The sequence below is a fragment of the Rhodococcus sp. IEGM 1330 genome, from assembly GCF_033142445.1.
In the GTDB taxonomy this organism is placed as follows: Bacteria; Actinomycetota; Actinomycetes; order Mycobacteriales; family Mycobacteriaceae; genus Rhodococcoides.
In genome coordinates this window covers 182,058-195,281 of the sequence record NZ_JAWLSB010000002.1, presented here as the reverse complement: position 1 = coordinate 195,281, position 13,224 = coordinate 182,058, and the positions used below count along the sequence as shown (strand labels likewise).

General features: G+C 64.7%; 12 protein-coding genes and 2 tRNA genes. 3 read left to right on the top strand and 11 right to left on the bottom strand.

Annotated elements, in window-relative coordinates; translation table 11 throughout:
- Positions 1 to 5: 5 nt before the first annotated feature.
- Both R4P57_RS05790 and R4P57_RS05785 read right to left on the bottom strand, forming a co-directional pair.
- Positions 6 to 647 (bottom strand): aminodeoxychorismate/anthranilate synthase component II, encoded by a 642-nt coding sequence (locus tag R4P57_RS05790; RefSeq protein WP_094632255.1) that lies wholly within the window; start codon positions 645 to 647, stop codon positions 6 to 8.
- A 13-nt stretch (positions 648 to 660) separates the two neighbouring features.
- Positions 661 to 1,407 carry a DUF881 domain-containing protein gene (locus R4P57_RS05785; protein WP_317801903.1) on the bottom strand — a complete coding sequence of 249 codons (747 nt, stop codon included), beginning with the start codon at positions 1,405 to 1,407 and terminating at the stop codon, positions 661 to 663.
- 203 nt (positions 1,408 to 1,610) lie between these two features.
- Between R4P57_RS05785 and crgA the strand changes: the two genes are divergently transcribed.
- Both crgA and R4P57_RS05775 read left to right on the top strand, forming a co-directional pair.
- On the top strand, positions 1,611 to 1,874 hold the full coding sequence (crgA, locus tag R4P57_RS05780) for a cell division protein CrgA (RefSeq protein WP_317801902.1): 264 nt from the start codon (positions 1,611 to 1,613) through the stop codon (positions 1,872 to 1,874).
- Between the two features lie 36 nt (positions 1,875 to 1,910).
- Positions 1,911 to 2,396: a PH domain-containing protein gene (locus R4P57_RS05775; protein WP_317801901.1), complete on the top strand. Its 486-nt coding sequence runs from the start codon at positions 1,911 to 1,913 to the stop codon at positions 2,394 to 2,396.
- A 109-nt stretch (positions 2,397 to 2,505) separates the two neighbouring features.
- On the opposite strand, the gene R4P57_RS05770 is transcribed toward R4P57_RS05775, so the two are convergent.
- The gene (locus R4P57_RS05770) at positions 2,506 to 3,435 is read right to left on the bottom strand and encodes a rhomboid family intramembrane serine protease (RefSeq protein WP_317801900.1); all 930 of its coding nucleotides are present in this window, start codon (positions 3,433 to 3,435) and stop codon (positions 2,506 to 2,508) included.
- 24 nt (positions 3,436 to 3,459) lie between these two features.
- A complete protein-coding gene (locus tag R4P57_RS05765; RefSeq protein WP_317802308.1) occupies positions 3,460 to 3,996 on the bottom strand; it encodes a peptidylprolyl isomerase in 537 nt (178 codons plus the stop codon).
- 94 nt (positions 3,997 to 4,090) lie between these two features.
- On the opposite strand from R4P57_RS05765, the gene R4P57_RS05760 reads away from it, so the two are divergent.
- Positions 4,091 to 4,471, top strand: a complete 381-nt coding sequence (locus R4P57_RS05760) for a hypothetical protein (protein WP_317801899.1) — start codon at positions 4,091 to 4,093, stop codon at positions 4,469 to 4,471.
- Here the strand turns inward: R4P57_RS05760 and R4P57_RS05755 are convergent.
- The 7 genes from R4P57_RS05755 to gyrA all read right to left on the bottom strand — a co-directional run bounded on the left by R4P57_RS05755 (position 4,466) and on the right by gyrA (position 13,210).
- Entirely contained in the window at positions 4,466 to 6,097 is a 1,632-nt protein-coding gene (locus R4P57_RS05755; protein ID WP_317801898.1) for an alpha/beta hydrolase, read from the bottom strand. The genes R4P57_RS05760 and R4P57_RS05755 overlap by 6 nt on opposite strands.
- Before the next feature lie 119 nt (positions 6,098 to 6,216).
- Positions 6,217 to 7,215 (bottom strand): GGDEF domain-containing protein, encoded by a 999-nt coding sequence (locus R4P57_RS05750; protein ID WP_317801897.1) that lies wholly within the window; start codon positions 7,213 to 7,215, stop codon positions 6,217 to 6,219.
- 205 nt (positions 7,216 to 7,420) lie between these two features.
- Positions 7,421 to 8,371: an acyl-ACP desaturase gene (locus R4P57_RS05745; RefSeq protein ID WP_317801896.1), complete on the bottom strand. Its 951-nt coding sequence runs from the start codon at positions 8,369 to 8,371 to the stop codon at positions 7,421 to 7,423.
- Between the two features lie 406 nt (positions 8,372 to 8,777).
- Positions 8,778 to 8,850: transfer RNA gene (locus R4P57_RS05740), tRNA-Ala, on the bottom strand.
- 190 nt (positions 8,851 to 9,040) lie between these two features.
- Positions 9,041 to 9,114: transfer RNA gene (locus R4P57_RS05735), tRNA-Ile, on the bottom strand.
- A gap of 109 nt (positions 9,115 to 9,223) precedes the next feature.
- Positions 9,224 to 10,666, bottom strand: a complete 1,443-nt coding sequence (locus tag R4P57_RS05730) for a DUF3566 domain-containing protein (RefSeq protein ID WP_317801895.1) — start codon at positions 10,664 to 10,666, stop codon at positions 9,224 to 9,226.
- Entirely contained in the window at positions 10,667 to 13,210 is a 2,544-nt protein-coding gene (gyrA, locus tag R4P57_RS05725) for a DNA gyrase subunit A (protein WP_317801894.1), read from the bottom strand.
- Positions 13,211 to 13,224 lie beyond the last annotated feature (14 nt).

The following is a 13,224-nucleotide window of genomic DNA, read 5'->3' as shown; positions in this document are numbered from 1 at the left end:
CGAGCTCAGGCGAAAGCTTCGGCGACCTGAGCTTCGAGCTTGGCGACGAGACCGGGGTCGGTGGGCATCCCGCAGACGGTGAGCCAGTTCGCCAGCATGCGGTGTCCGCCCTCGGTGAGGATGGACTCCGGGTGGAACTGGACGCCGTGAATCGGTAGTTCGGTGTGCCTCATCGCCATCACCAGACCGGATTCGGTGCGTCCGATGATCTCGAGTTCGGCCGGGATCGTGTCTTCCCGGACGGTCAGCGAGTGGTAGCGAGTGGCCGTGAAGGGCTCGTTCATCCCCTCGAGAACTCCGACGCCCGAATGGTGGACCAGACTGGTCTTACCGTGCAGCAGTTCCGGGGCCTTCTCCACCGTGGCACCGAAGGCTGCGCCGATCGCCTGATGGCCCAGACATACCCCGAGCAGGGGCGTCTTCGTGCGAGCGCTGGCCGAGACGAGATCCATCGTGGCACCTGCGCGCTGCGGCGTGCCCGGTCCAGGGCTGAGCAGAATGCCGTCGAACCGGCCCGCGACCGCATCACGGTCGGTGAGGCGCTCGTCGTCGTTGCGCCAGACCTCGACATCGGCATTCAACTGGCCCAGGTACTGAACGAGGTTGAAGACGAAGCTGTCGTAGTTGTCGACGACGAGAATACGCATGCGGACAGCGTACTCAGCGAGGCTGTGCATACCGCATGCGCACCGATTCGGAGTACGCGGGCACCGAGAGGTCCTCGGACGCTGCGACGTCGTAGCGGAGGCCGTATCGCAGCGCGTACTGCTCGTACAACCGCACACCCGGCTCGTTCTTCAGCGCCGCGCGCAGCCGATCCGAATCCCCGATCGCCGTCATCACGTACGGCGGACTGTATGTACGCCCGCCGAGAAGAAGGGTGTTCCCGATGCAGCGCGGAGCCGACGAGGCCACCAGCCGTTGATCCTGCATCGCGATCGCCGCCGCGCCACCGGCCCACAACGCGTTGAGCACGCTCTGAACATCGACCTGATGAACCACCAGATCGTCGACCGATGCGTCGGACGCATACGAGCCGTCCGGGCCACGGGGGGCGTCGGACATCGTGACGGTCACACCGCCGCCGGACGCGGGCTCGCGTCCCGCCGCGTCGGCCAGGGAATCGATCCGCACCAACGCGCCGGCAACCTCGGTGTCCCCCGTCGCAGCGCGCTGCTGAATGGACTCGACCTGCTGCTCGAGTGTGGCCCGGCTCCGCTGGGCATCATCACTGCTGCGTTGGGCCGCGTCGACCAGATCTGCGAGCCGGGTGGTATCCCCACCGCGCAACTCGTTGCCGTCCGAGACATGCCTGGTGGTGCCGAGCAGCAGACCGACGACAGCACACACTGCAACGGCGAGCACCCACCAGCGGGTGTCGGCGGAAGCAGTCGATCGTCGTGTCACGGGTGCTCGCAATTTGTCCGGTGGGTCGGTGCTGGGCTCACCTGCGTTAGCGTGTACAGCAACCGGGTCGGTGACCGTCACGGTCCTCGAGGTCACACTAGCCTGGGGATGAGCGGCACCCGCCGATCCACAGGTTCCGATCGTCAGTTGTCCACAGGTACGGCCGCGGTGCCGCAGGCCGTCACGAACGCGAAGAGGAAGCAATGCCGAAGTCGAAGGTACGGAAGAAGAACGACTACACGACCAACCCGGCGAACCGCACGCCGGTCAAGGTCAACGCCGGGCCGTCACCGGTCTGGTACGTGGTGCTGATGCTGGGATTCATGCTGGTCGGGCTGCTGTGGCTGATCGTCTATTACCTGGCTTCCGAGGACATCGCCTTCATCGGAAACCTCGGCGCCTACAACTTCCTGATCGGCTTCGGGTTCATGGTCGTCGGACTCGTCATGACCATGCGGTGGCGCTGAGAGCCGACCGAGTTACATCGATGTCATTCATCCCCAATGTGGATAAACCCTGTGGATAACTCTACGAACGATCCACAGGGTGTGTACGAACAGCAGTGGGCGACGCCCCTCGTCGCTGTCGCAGCCCTGGTCGCAGGCGGAATCGCCCTCGGAATCGGTGCCGCACTCTCTTCCACCGACGCAGCCGGAACCTTCCTCGTCGGGCTCGCAGCCGTCGGAATGTGGATCATCGCCGCACTCGCCGCCGCACAACGCCCCCGACTGGCCATCACCCACGACGGATCACTGGTGATGAAACGCCTCAGCGGCATACGCACCTATAGCCGCGCCGACATCGTCCGGGTCAAAATCGTGAAATACCCCCGACTGGGCCGCCGAGTACCGATGCTCGAACTCGACATCCGCCCACCCGGTGAAGACGACGACCGACTGATCATCTTCGGCAGATGGGACCTCGGAACCGACCCTCGAGACGTATTCGACGCACTCGACATCCACGGTCTGGTGCCAGACAACACCTGAGCTTCCGGCCTTGTGGGGTTACTCAATGTGACATTCGGTGGACTGGAGTGGAGCCTGCGGAACGACCATCAGCGCCGCTCGGGGGTCGATGTCACATCGAGTGGACTTGTTAGAGGCCCATCTGGGCGCGCAGGTCGAGTACACGGATCGCGATGATGCCGAGCGACACCAGGGCGACGGCGATGACCGAGAGCCATGCCATGGACACACCGGCCATGGTTCGTTGTTGTCCCGTGTCTCGGGTTCGCTGGGGCAAGAAGACCAGACCGGCGGTGGCTGCGGCTCCGGCGACGAGTCCGCCCATGTGTCCCCACAGCGAGATGCTGGGGATCGAGATGCTGATGAAGATGTTCACGGCAATGACGATGAGGATCGGTGCCGGGCTTCGCTTGAGCCGCAGCAGGATGACGGCCTGTGCACCCAGGAGACCGAAGACGGCACCGGACGCGCCGACGGTGAGCGTCAGTGGGTTCTCCAGCAGCATCACCGACGCGCTTCCTCCGAGGAGCGAGAGGAAGTAGACGACCAGGTAGCGGGTACGGCCGAGCACGAGTTCGACGTCACGACCGATGATGTACAGCGCGAACATGTTCACGAGCAGGTGTATCGGCCCGTAGTGGACGAAGCCGCTGCCGATCAGCCGGAACACATCACCGTCGGAGACGAGCAGGCTGTTGAGAGTCCAGCTGCGGGCGAGCGCCGATCCGGAGGTGTTGTTCATCGGATCGCCGGACTGCGCCACCGTGATGGCATAGACGATCACGTTGACGGCGATGAGAGCGTAGGTCAGCGGGGTCTTGGCGGATCGTGCCATGGGTGCACCGGCGACGGTCTGCGCAGTGCGGACGTTCTTGTTGCCCTCGCGCACGCAATCGACGCAGTGCTGTCCGACGGCGGCGGCCTGTAGACACTGCGGGCATGCCGGCCGGCCGCAGCGCGAACAAGCCAGGCCGGTGGGGCGATCGGGATGTCGGACGCACACCGACTGGGGTGGGTTGGGCTGGTCGCCGTACGCGCCACCCCAGCCGGGGTTCGTCATCTTGTCGAAAGTCCTTCGGTCAGATCAGGCGATGGTGACGTTGTTGATGACGACCTCGTCCACCGGGCGATCTCCGCGGCCGACCTGCGTGCTGGAGATCGCGTCGACGACCTTCTTCGACGCCTCGTCGGTGACCTCACCGAAGATGGAGTGCTTGCGGTTGAGGTGCGGGGTCTTGCCTGTGGTGATGAAGAACTGCGAGCCGTTGGTGCCGGGGCCGGCATTCGCCATGGCCAGCAGGTACGGGCGATCGAAGGAGAGCTCAGGGTGGAACTCGTCCTCGAACTTGTAGCCCGGTCCACCTGCACCGGTGCCTGTGGGGTCGCCGCCCTGGATCATGAAGCCGTCGATGACGCGGTGGAAGACCGCGCCGTCGTAGAACGGTCCGGTCTTGGCACCCGACGCGTTCTGCGTCGTGTACTCCTTGGATCCGTCCGCGAGACCGACGAAGTTCGCGACGGTCTTGGGGGCGTGATTGCCGAACAGTTCGATGACGATATCGCCGCGGTTGGTGTGCAGCGTGGCCGTTTGGGTCTTGTTTGGTGAAGTCACGCCCTCCATCGTGCCATCTCGGGTGCTCGGGCAGTTCACAACGGGCATCGAGTCGGGCGTATCGGGAGGGTTCAGCGGGGGCGTGTTGTGGAACAGTGAGGGTATGACGAGCACAACGAAGTCCGACCAGGTTCGGTCGACCACCGGTACCGCAGCGTCCGCACTGCTCGGCGCCGCATCCGCCGCAGCCAAAGGCCCGGCCGGAGTCGGCCTGCTGTTGGCCAAACAGGGTTACGGGCTGGCCCGCAAGCAGGCTGCGCAGCGGCGGGCGGTGACCGCGGAACGCATTGCCGAAGCGAATCGCACCCGAGCGCTGGTCACGGTCGACTCGGGATCACGTCGGACCCGGCGAATTCTGGTGTTCGGTGCCGCTGCTGCCGTCGTAGGAGGTGTCGTGTTCTTCCTCGGTCGCCGTCGTAACGAGGTGCCCCCGCCCGCCGACGTTCCGCCGAGGTTGGCCGACTACGACGAGACGTCGTCATAGGTACAGAACTTTCTGCAGCAGATCGAGCAGACCCGGCCTCGTTCTGATCACGGCCTCCGCGCTGCGATCGGCGACGACCAATGCCGTGTTGTGTCCGCTGGTGGAGCCCTCGGTGAGATAGTCGCTGTGCCCGATCGAACCGCCGGCCCCGTCGGAACGCTCGGTGGACAGCAGAGTGACTCCGTCCAGTGCACCTGGATCGCGGCCGAATGCACCCAAGTCCGCGACGATGTCGCTCTCGGCCTCCGCTGCGAAGACGTGTCCGACGGGAAGTTGGAGATCTGCGACGCTGTGTGTGCCGAATCCCGGTGATCCGAGAGCCACGAACTCGTCGACCCCGGTGTCGTCTCGCAGCGCAGATGCCGCGGTCAGGGATCCGTACGAGTGGGCCAACACCGACACATGCGGATCGCTCGCACGTGCGGCGTCGAGGCCGTCCAGAAAGGGAACCAGTCGATCCGCTCCCGCCTGCGCAGCCACACGCGAGGCCACGGTTCGGTCCGGATCGAGCACACTCCAACCGAGCTGAGGTGCCTGGTAGTCCAGCCAGGTCACCGCGGCCGCAGACTGCGGTGGATCCTGCGAAAAAAGCTGCTGCACAGCATCTTTGACGTTCTCCATGTCGCCGTCGTAGCGGACAAGGTTTTCGTGCACGGTCGAGCCGAGACCGGGCACGAAGACGGCGATATGGGTCGCCGTGTCGACATCGCCCACCGCTATGGCCGCCATCGTCTCCTCGTACGAGGAATTGTCGAGGACCAGAAGCTGCCGAGCTCCCTGCGCCAGCGTCGCGTCGATCGCGTCGAGTGATGCCAGGCGCGTGCGAGTCTGTTCGAGTCCGGCATCGGCGTCACTGAAAATCCCGCCGAACACGTTGTCGGCCAACTCTTTCTGCAGTTCGGCCTCGACGGCGCTGAGGCGGATACGCTCGGCGGCCAACACTCGACGGTTGGCGCTGTCTCGAACCCGTCCAGGCAGGCCGTCGAGATTGCCGATCAGCGCCGGCTGTTCGACGAGCAGTCTGGTGCGTGCCGCAGGCGAGAGCGCGCTCCAGAAGGCAGCATTGGCCGCCGGTGACACGTCGCGCGGCACCGAAGCCGCAACGGCCGTCGCAACGGAGGCTGCGGAGGTTCCCCCGACGAGGCGTCGGGCAAGGACGTCGTCGAAGTCCGTGGCCGTACGAATCAGCTGCGCGATGCGCTCGGCGAGCTCTTCCCGGCACCGCCGTCGCTCTCGCATCGTCGACCACAGATCCACGAGCGCAACCGAATACGACGCTGCAGCGTCGGACACCGAGCCGTCGGAGCCGACCGCGAACAGCTCGTCCGCCGCCGTCCGCTCCACCGAGCGGAGCGCAGCGACCAGACTCTCCATGTCGATCGAGGCATCCGCGGTGCATGTCGCGATCCGAAGCAACTCGGCTGCGGCGTCTCCCAGATCGGACCGGATGCGTCTCATCGCCTCCCGTGCCGCCTCGGCCGCGGGACCGTCCCACCCTGTGCCCACAACCTCGTCCGCTACCGAATCGTGCACGGCAGCCACTTCACGCCACCGCCGCATCAGGGCTTCGGACGCGGCTACCAGCACTCGGCTGTCCCATGACCTGAACTCGTCGAGAGTGACCATCGCGTATCCCCCGCAGCATCGTCGTTGTCGACGAGTCAACGCGAGAAGTACACCGCGCCGGGAAATCTATCCCCAGCCTGTGGATGAAATCTGGGGATCAACGATGCGTCGAGAGAGCGCTACTGCGCAATCCTGCGAATCGGACCGCTGTAACCCGCGTCGGGATCGGACGGCCGACTCGTCCTCGGCGGCCTGCTTCGCTTCGCCCGGTACAGATCGGCATCGGCTGCCCGATAGATCTCACCCCAGCGGCGACCCGCGGGCATGCAGGCCAATCCGACGCTCCATTCCGCACGATGAGCGCGGCGCAGTCGCTCGATGATCTGCCAGGCCTCCTTTTCGAGAACACCCGGCATGAACAGCACGAACTCGTCTCCGCCGAGCCGACCGAGAACGTCCCGTTTGGTCAGCTGCCCCTTCCAGGCCTTCGAGACCCGAGTGAGCAGGACGTCACCGGCAATGTGGCCGTACTCGTCGTTGATCTCCTTGAAATTGTCCAGGTCGAGCACGGCGAGGCTGACCGACAATCCGCGAGCAGCACACGCCGGCAGCATTTTCTCGATCTTGGACTCGAACCCGAATCTGTTGAGCAGACCGGTCAGAGCGTCGTGCGTCGCGGAATAGCGCATTCGACGCGCGAAGACTCCGAACACCTCCGTCGCACCGACGATGCCGAGCGCCACGAGGATGTAACTGATGAACGGCGTTCCGTACGGCGCGATCGCCGCTCCGATGACCGCCGAAACAGCAAGCACTGCAACCCAAATGCCCGCGCTGCGTTCGGACCAGAACGCACCGATATGCATACCGAGGAACATGGCCGCCTGGACGCAGATCAAGAACGCGGGCATGGTGTCGCTGCTCCCCAACGCACAGGCGAGTGCCATCACCGACAACGCGGTCGCGAATCCCACCGCCTGTTTGGGGCTCGGCACACCCGCCCTCGCCAGCACCACGATCGCCGCCGGACCCAATAGCAGAGCCAACGCGGCCAGAACCTGCTGCGCACCGGTCAGATTCGACCACGACGCTATCGCGCTGGCAGCGTAAAGAACTGTGGTGACCGCCGCGAACACGGCGAGCATGCGGCCGGACTCGTCGAACCTAGGCCTGCTCACCAGCCGTCACCAACCGTGCACGACAACGACTCGGCCGACTGGAGGCAGCAATCACCGAAAGAAACACCACCACTCACCCGATACCCCCCAGGCACCATCGGCCCTCCCCACGCACTACGGCCATCGCCTCACATGACCCAACGATGCCCGGACTCTAACACCCCCGCGACGTGATCACGATTCTGGCCAGCGAAGGCGCAGCAGGTCAGGACGCCTTCTCGGCGCGCGCTGCCTCCCTGGCAAGCAGTCGATCGCGGGACTCCTCGAACTTGGTCGCCTTCTCCGCCAAGTCCTCGACGAACGCTGCCAGTCGATCGCGATCCCGCTCGCCCTCACCCGTGAAATCGTTGCGCTCGAAGATATTCCACTTGCGTAGAACAGGCATCAACACCTCGTCCAGATGCTGCCGAAGATCGTAGATCCCATGCTTGGCCAAGGTCATCGCGTTCTTGCGGAAATTGGGCATGTTCAGGCCGGGCATCTGGAAGTCGGTCGCGACATCGGTGATGGCGCGGACCATCTGGTCGGGCACCAGATCCAGCGACGCCTCACCGAGATTCCGATAGAAGATCATGTGTAGGTTCTCGTCCGCAGCAACACGAGCCAACATTCGATCCGCAACCGGATCTCCGCACGCCAATCCCGTGTTTCGGTGCGACACCCGCGTCGCCAACTCCTGAAACGTCACGTACGCCACCGAATGCAGAAAATTCGCACCGTCCATAGGCGCATCGATACCCACCGTCATGTGATGCATTCGAGCCCGCTCCAACTCCACGGGGTCGACCGCACGGGTCACCACCAGATAGTCGCGCATGACGATGCCGTGACGATTCTCTTCCGCAGTCCAACGCCCCACCCACGTGCCCCAGGCACCGTCCAACGAGAAGTTGTCTGCCAACCCCCGGTGATACGACGGCAAATTGTCCTCGGTGAGCAAATTGGTGATCATCGCCGTGCGAGCCAATTCCGACAACGACGACTGCTCGAGAGACCAGTCCTGCCCACCCATCGCCGCAAAGTTACGACCCAGATCCCACGGAACGTAATCATGCGGATGCCATTCCTTCGCCATGGACAGATGACGATTCAAATTGGCTTCCAGAGTGCCGTCCAGTTCCGTCAACAGCTCTTCATGATCGAGAACACGCGTCATCTGCGGGGCTCCTTCGAGATTCGAAATGCCCGGATCGCCAACCGATTCGAGACAGTGGCGAACACCGCCCGCCGAGATCGAACGACGGCACACCCCCCTGCGGTGCGCCGTCGCGACCATTCACGTCGGTCCGAGAACCGACGTCCTTGCACACCGACCACGCTAAGGACAGAACCATCGATACGACACAGAACCGGCGACTGTCTGGATATGTGGGCGCCGAAGCACAGACTGCCTTGGGCCCGATCACAACCGATCCGCCCAATCCGCTTCGGACCTCGCGGCACCCAGGGCACTCAATGGCACATCGAGTGGACTTTTCGGGGGTCAATGTCACATCGAGTGGACTTGGGGCCCGGCCGGAGACAAAAAAGGACGCCCACCGAAGTGGACGTCCTTTTCCTTGTGGAGCCTAGGAGATTCGAACTCCTGACATCTGCCTTGCAAAGGCAGCGCTCTACCAACTGAGCTAAGGCCCCGGGTGTTGCCGGTAATCGTAGACAAACCTTACACGTCCACTCCGAGCGATTGTCACGCGGTGGGGATGCTGTGCCAGACGCCGTCTGCGCTGCGCTGCGAGCGCACCTTCGATAGTGTCAGCACTGCGATCACCGCCGACGCGACCAGAAGAAGGATTCTCACGTCCTGCCTCTTTTCGTTCGTTCGGTGTGGGCCTAGGAGGACTTGAACCTCCGACCTCTTCCTTATCAGGGAAGCGCTCTAACCGCCTGAGCTATAGGCCCTCATCACTACTTCGGGCCGAAGAAAACCTCTCCTCGAACCGAGGGATGAGATTACCGTATCGGGCCGCTGTCTTCCAAAACGGCCCGATACGGCTCTCGATGGTGCAGGTCAGTCGCGGTCTGCCAATGTCACTTCGACGCCACCGACCAGGTCCGACGACAGGTTGTAGATGAAGGCGCCGATGGTGGTCAGAGCGGTGAAGAGTACGACATTGATCACACCGATCACCGCTGCGTAGCCGAATACCTGCCCGGCACTGACGAGTCCGCCGTCGCCGGATTCGTTGACGATCTCGGTGAACGCACTGTTGAGACGTTCCCAGACGCCCATGCCGTCGAGCACGGCGTACAGCAGGCCGACGGACACCATCCACACGAAGAACAGTGACACTGCGATCACGAGGGCGATCTTGAGCGTCGACCACGGATCGATCTTGCGGATCTGGATGGTCGCCCGCAGGGGATCGCCGTCGGCACTGGGCACGGCTGTGATGGCCGCTGGTGCTGCGCGCTCGGACAGGGACGGCTCCGGGTGCCTCACGGCAGACAGATCCGGCATGTCCTTCGCCAGATCCTTGCGTTCGATGTGCCGTGTCGGTCCATCGATGACCGCCGCCTTCGACCTGGCGGCTTCTCGCCGTTCGGTCTTGTCCTCGGTCGATTCGCGCTGGATCGGCTCGGCGGCCGTACGAGCGGACCGATCGAACTCACCGTTCGGAGGGAGCGCAGCTCCGCGTCCCGACAGGTTGGTCTGCGGCTGATTCTGCGGTTGCTGCCGGTCGTCCGCTCCTTGCGGTGCGGGACGCTGAGCGGCTCCACGCTGCCAGGGCGGCGTTCCGGAGCCACCGTGCGGACCGTCGCTCTGTTGCGCCGGCATCGCCTGGGTCGCTGCCGGACCGGCCTGATCCTGACCCCGAGCGGGCTCCGGCGCACGAGATGCTGCACCGGTAGCCGCCGACGCGGCGGATACCTCCGGAGTGCGCACGGTCTCGTTGGGCGACACCGAGGGCTGCTGTGCCGAGGGCTGCGGAGCAGGAGACTGCGGCGCTGCCTGCCGTGGAGGTTGACCGCCGGGTGCCTGCCGCTGCGGTGGCTGGCCGTTCGGCGGCGGACCACCGTTGGGCCGGCCGGTCGGCTGCTGACCTGGGCCGGGCTGACGGCCAGGTGCCTGCGGCGGCTGGGCCTGCGGCGGACCGGCAGGAGCCTGTCCCTGCCGGGGTGCAGGCGGTCCCTGCGTGGTGGCCCCCGACGGAGCCTGAGGCGGTGGTCCCTGAGGTGCAGGCGGTCGCTGCGGGGGCGGGGGTCCCTGAGCGGGACGTGCCGGACCGTTCGGAGCACCTGGTGCCGGCCGCATCGGGGGGCGAGCACCCCCCTGCGGGGCCGGGCCACGCCCCGCGGCGGGCGCGGGACGGTTGGCCGGCTGCGGGCGGTTGCCCGGGCGAGCTCCCTCGGGCGGCGCGGGACGCGCGGGCTGCTCGGCCCGCGCGGCATCCCGGCTGTCCGGTCCACCGCTAGGGCCGGGCCTGCTACCAGGCCGGTTGGGAGTGCTCACTTACGACTCCTTCGCTGCATCGTCTTCGGTGCCCAGAGCATCCGGTTCGATCTCGTCGGCGTTGCGCGCGATCGCGAGCAGTGTGTCGCCTTCACCGAGATTCATCAACCGCACGCCCTTGGTCTGTCGGCCGGCCTTCCGAACCTGCTTGGCAGCGGTCCGGATTACGCCACCACTGGACGTGATGGCGTACAGCTCGTCCTCGTCGTCGACGATGAGAGCTCCCACCAGCGTGCCACGCTTCGGGTCGTACTGAATTGTCAGCACTCCCTTTCCGCCGCGGCCCTGCTGGGGGTAGTCCTCCATCGCGGTGCGCTTGGAGTAGCCACCCGACGTAGCGACCAGCAAGAACTTGTTCTCGGCCACGACATTGAGCGAGAGCAACTCGTCCTCGCCGTTGAAGCGCATGCCCTGCACACCGGACGTCGCGCGCCCCATCGGCCGCAACACCTCGTCGGTGGCGGAGAATCGGATCGACTGACCCAGCGCGGAGACCAACAACAGATCGTCCTCGTTGCTGCACAGCACGGCACCGACCAACTCGTCGTCGCCGCGCAGGTTGACCGCGACGATGCCACCGCTGCGGTTGGAATCGAAGTCCGTCAGACGTGACTTCTTGACGAGACCGCCCTTGGTGGCGAGCACAAGGTACGGCGCATCCTCGTAGGTCTTGATCTGGATGACCTGGGCGATGCGTTCGTCCGGCTGGAAAGCGAGCAGGTTCGCGACGTGCTGACCGCGGGCGGTTCGGTTCGCCTCGGGCAGCTCGTAGGCCTTGGCCCGGTAGACGCGACCCTTGGTGGTGAAGAACAGGATCCAGTCGTGCGTCGAGCAGACGAAGAACTTGCTGACGATGTCGTCCTGCTTGAGCCCCGCTCCCATCACTCCCTTGCCACCGCGCTTCTGCGAACGGTAGAGGTCGGTCTTGGTGCGCTTGGCGTATCCGGTCTCGGTGATCGTGACGACCACGTTCTCCCGGGCGATGAGATCCTCGTCGTTGACGTCCCCGTCTGCGGCGATGATGCGCGTACGACGGTCGTCGCCGAACTTCTCGACGATCTCGGCGAGCTCGTCTCGCACGATCTGTCGCTGCCGCTCCGGGCGGGCCAGAATGTCCTGCAGTTCGGCGATCTCGAGCTCGATCTCAGCCAACTCGTCGATGATCTTCTGACGCTCCAGCGCTGCGAGACGCCGCAGCTGCATGCCGAGGATGGCATCGGCCTGAATGGTGTCCACATCGAGCAACTCGATCAAGCCCGTTCGGGCGACGTCCACATCGGACGAGCGACGGATCAAGGCGATGACCTCGTCCAACGCGTCCAGAGCCTTGACGAGCCCGCGCAGAATGTGGGCGCGTTCCTCGGCCTTGCGCAGCCGGTACCGCGTACGTCGAACGATCACGTCGAGTTGGTGAGTGACGTAGAAGCGGATCATCTGGTCGAGGCGCAACGTGCGCGGAACGCCGTCGACGATCGAGAGCATGTTCGCGCCGAAGCTCGTCTGCAGCTGCGAATGCTTGTAGAGGTTGTTGAGCACCACCTTCGCGACCGCGTCGCGCTTGATCGTGACCACGATGCGCATACCGACGCGATCGGAGGACTCGTCGTCGATCTTGGAGATGCCCGAGAGCTTGCCGTCCCGAACCTGCTCGGCGATCGAGGTGATCAGGTTGTCCGGGTTGACCTGGTAGGGCAGCTCGGTGATGACGATCGTGGTGCGACCGTTGGAATCTTCTTCGATCTCGACGACGCCGCGCATGCGGATCGAGCCGCGGCCGGTGGAGTACGCATCCTGGATGCCCTGGCCACCGACGATGAGTCCGTGCGTCGGGAAGTCGGGGCCCTTGACGCGTTCCATGCAGGCCGCGAGCGTGGCTTCCTCGTCGGCCTCGAAGTTGTCGAGAGCCCAGAACACCGCGTCGCCCAGTTCACGCAGGTTGTGGGGCGGAATGTTGGTGGCCATACCGACGGCGATGCCGTTGGAGCCGTTCATCAACAGGTTCGGCACCCGCGACGGAAGAACCGTCGGCTCTTGGGTCTTGCCGTCGTAGTTGGGGATGAAGTCGACGGTTTCCTCGTCGATGTCGCGCAACATCTCCATCGCGAGCGGGGTCAGGCGCGCCTCGGTGTAACGCATGGCTGCGGCACCGTCGTTGCCGCGCGAACCGAAGTTGCCCTGACCGTCGACCAGCGGGTAGCGCATCGACCACGGCTGTGCCAGACGCACCAGCGCGTCGTAGATCGAGGTGTCGCCGTGGGGGTGGTAGTTACCCATCGTTTCGGCAACGGGGCGTGCGGATTTGACGTAGCTGCGGTCGGGGCGGAAGCCCGAGTCGTACATCGCGTACAGCACGCGGCGGTGCACGGGCTTGAGTCCGTCACGCACCTCGGGCAGTGCACGCCCGACGATCACGCTCATCGCGTAATCGATGTAGCTGCGCTGCATTTCCTGCTGGATGTCGACCGGATCGATCCGGTCTCCGCCCTCGGCGTTGGTGGTCGACCCCGGCGGGGGTCCTACCGGCGGTTCGGTGATGTCAGACATGCAAATCTCCTCGA

Bases quoted from the DNA above. Each gene is read 5' to 3' on its own strand.
- R4P57_RS05790 (WP_094632255.1), bottom strand. From the start codon at position 647: ATGCGTATTCTCGTCGTCGACAACTACGACAGCTTCGTCTTCAACCTC.
- crgA (WP_317801902.1), top strand. From the start codon at position 1,611: ATGCCGAAGTCGAAGGTACGGAAGAAGAACGACTACACGACCAACCCG.
- R4P57_RS05775 (WP_317801901.1), top strand. From the start codon at position 1,911: ATGTGGATAAACCCTGTGGATAACTCTACGAACGATCCACAGGGTGTG.
- R4P57_RS05770 (WP_317801900.1), bottom strand. From the start codon at position 3,435: ATGACGAACCCCGGCTGGGGTGGCGCGTACGGCGACCAGCCCAACCCA.
- R4P57_RS05765 (WP_317802308.1), bottom strand. From the start codon at position 3,996: ATGGAGGGCGTGACTTCACCAAACAAGACCCAAACGGCCACGCTGCAC.
- R4P57_RS05760 (WP_317801899.1), top strand. From the start codon at position 4,091: ATGACGAGCACAACGAAGTCCGACCAGGTTCGGTCGACCACCGGTACC.
- R4P57_RS05755 (WP_317801898.1), bottom strand. From the start codon at position 6,097: ATGGTCACTCTCGACGAGTTCAGGTCATGGGACAGCCGAGTGCTGGTA.
- R4P57_RS05745 (WP_317801896.1), bottom strand. From the start codon at position 8,371: ATGACGCGTGTTCTCGATCATGAAGAGCTGTTGACGGAACTGGACGGC.
- gyrA (WP_317801894.1), bottom strand. From the start codon at position 13,210: ATGTCTGACATCACCGAACCGCCGGTAGGACCCCCGCCGGGGTCGACC.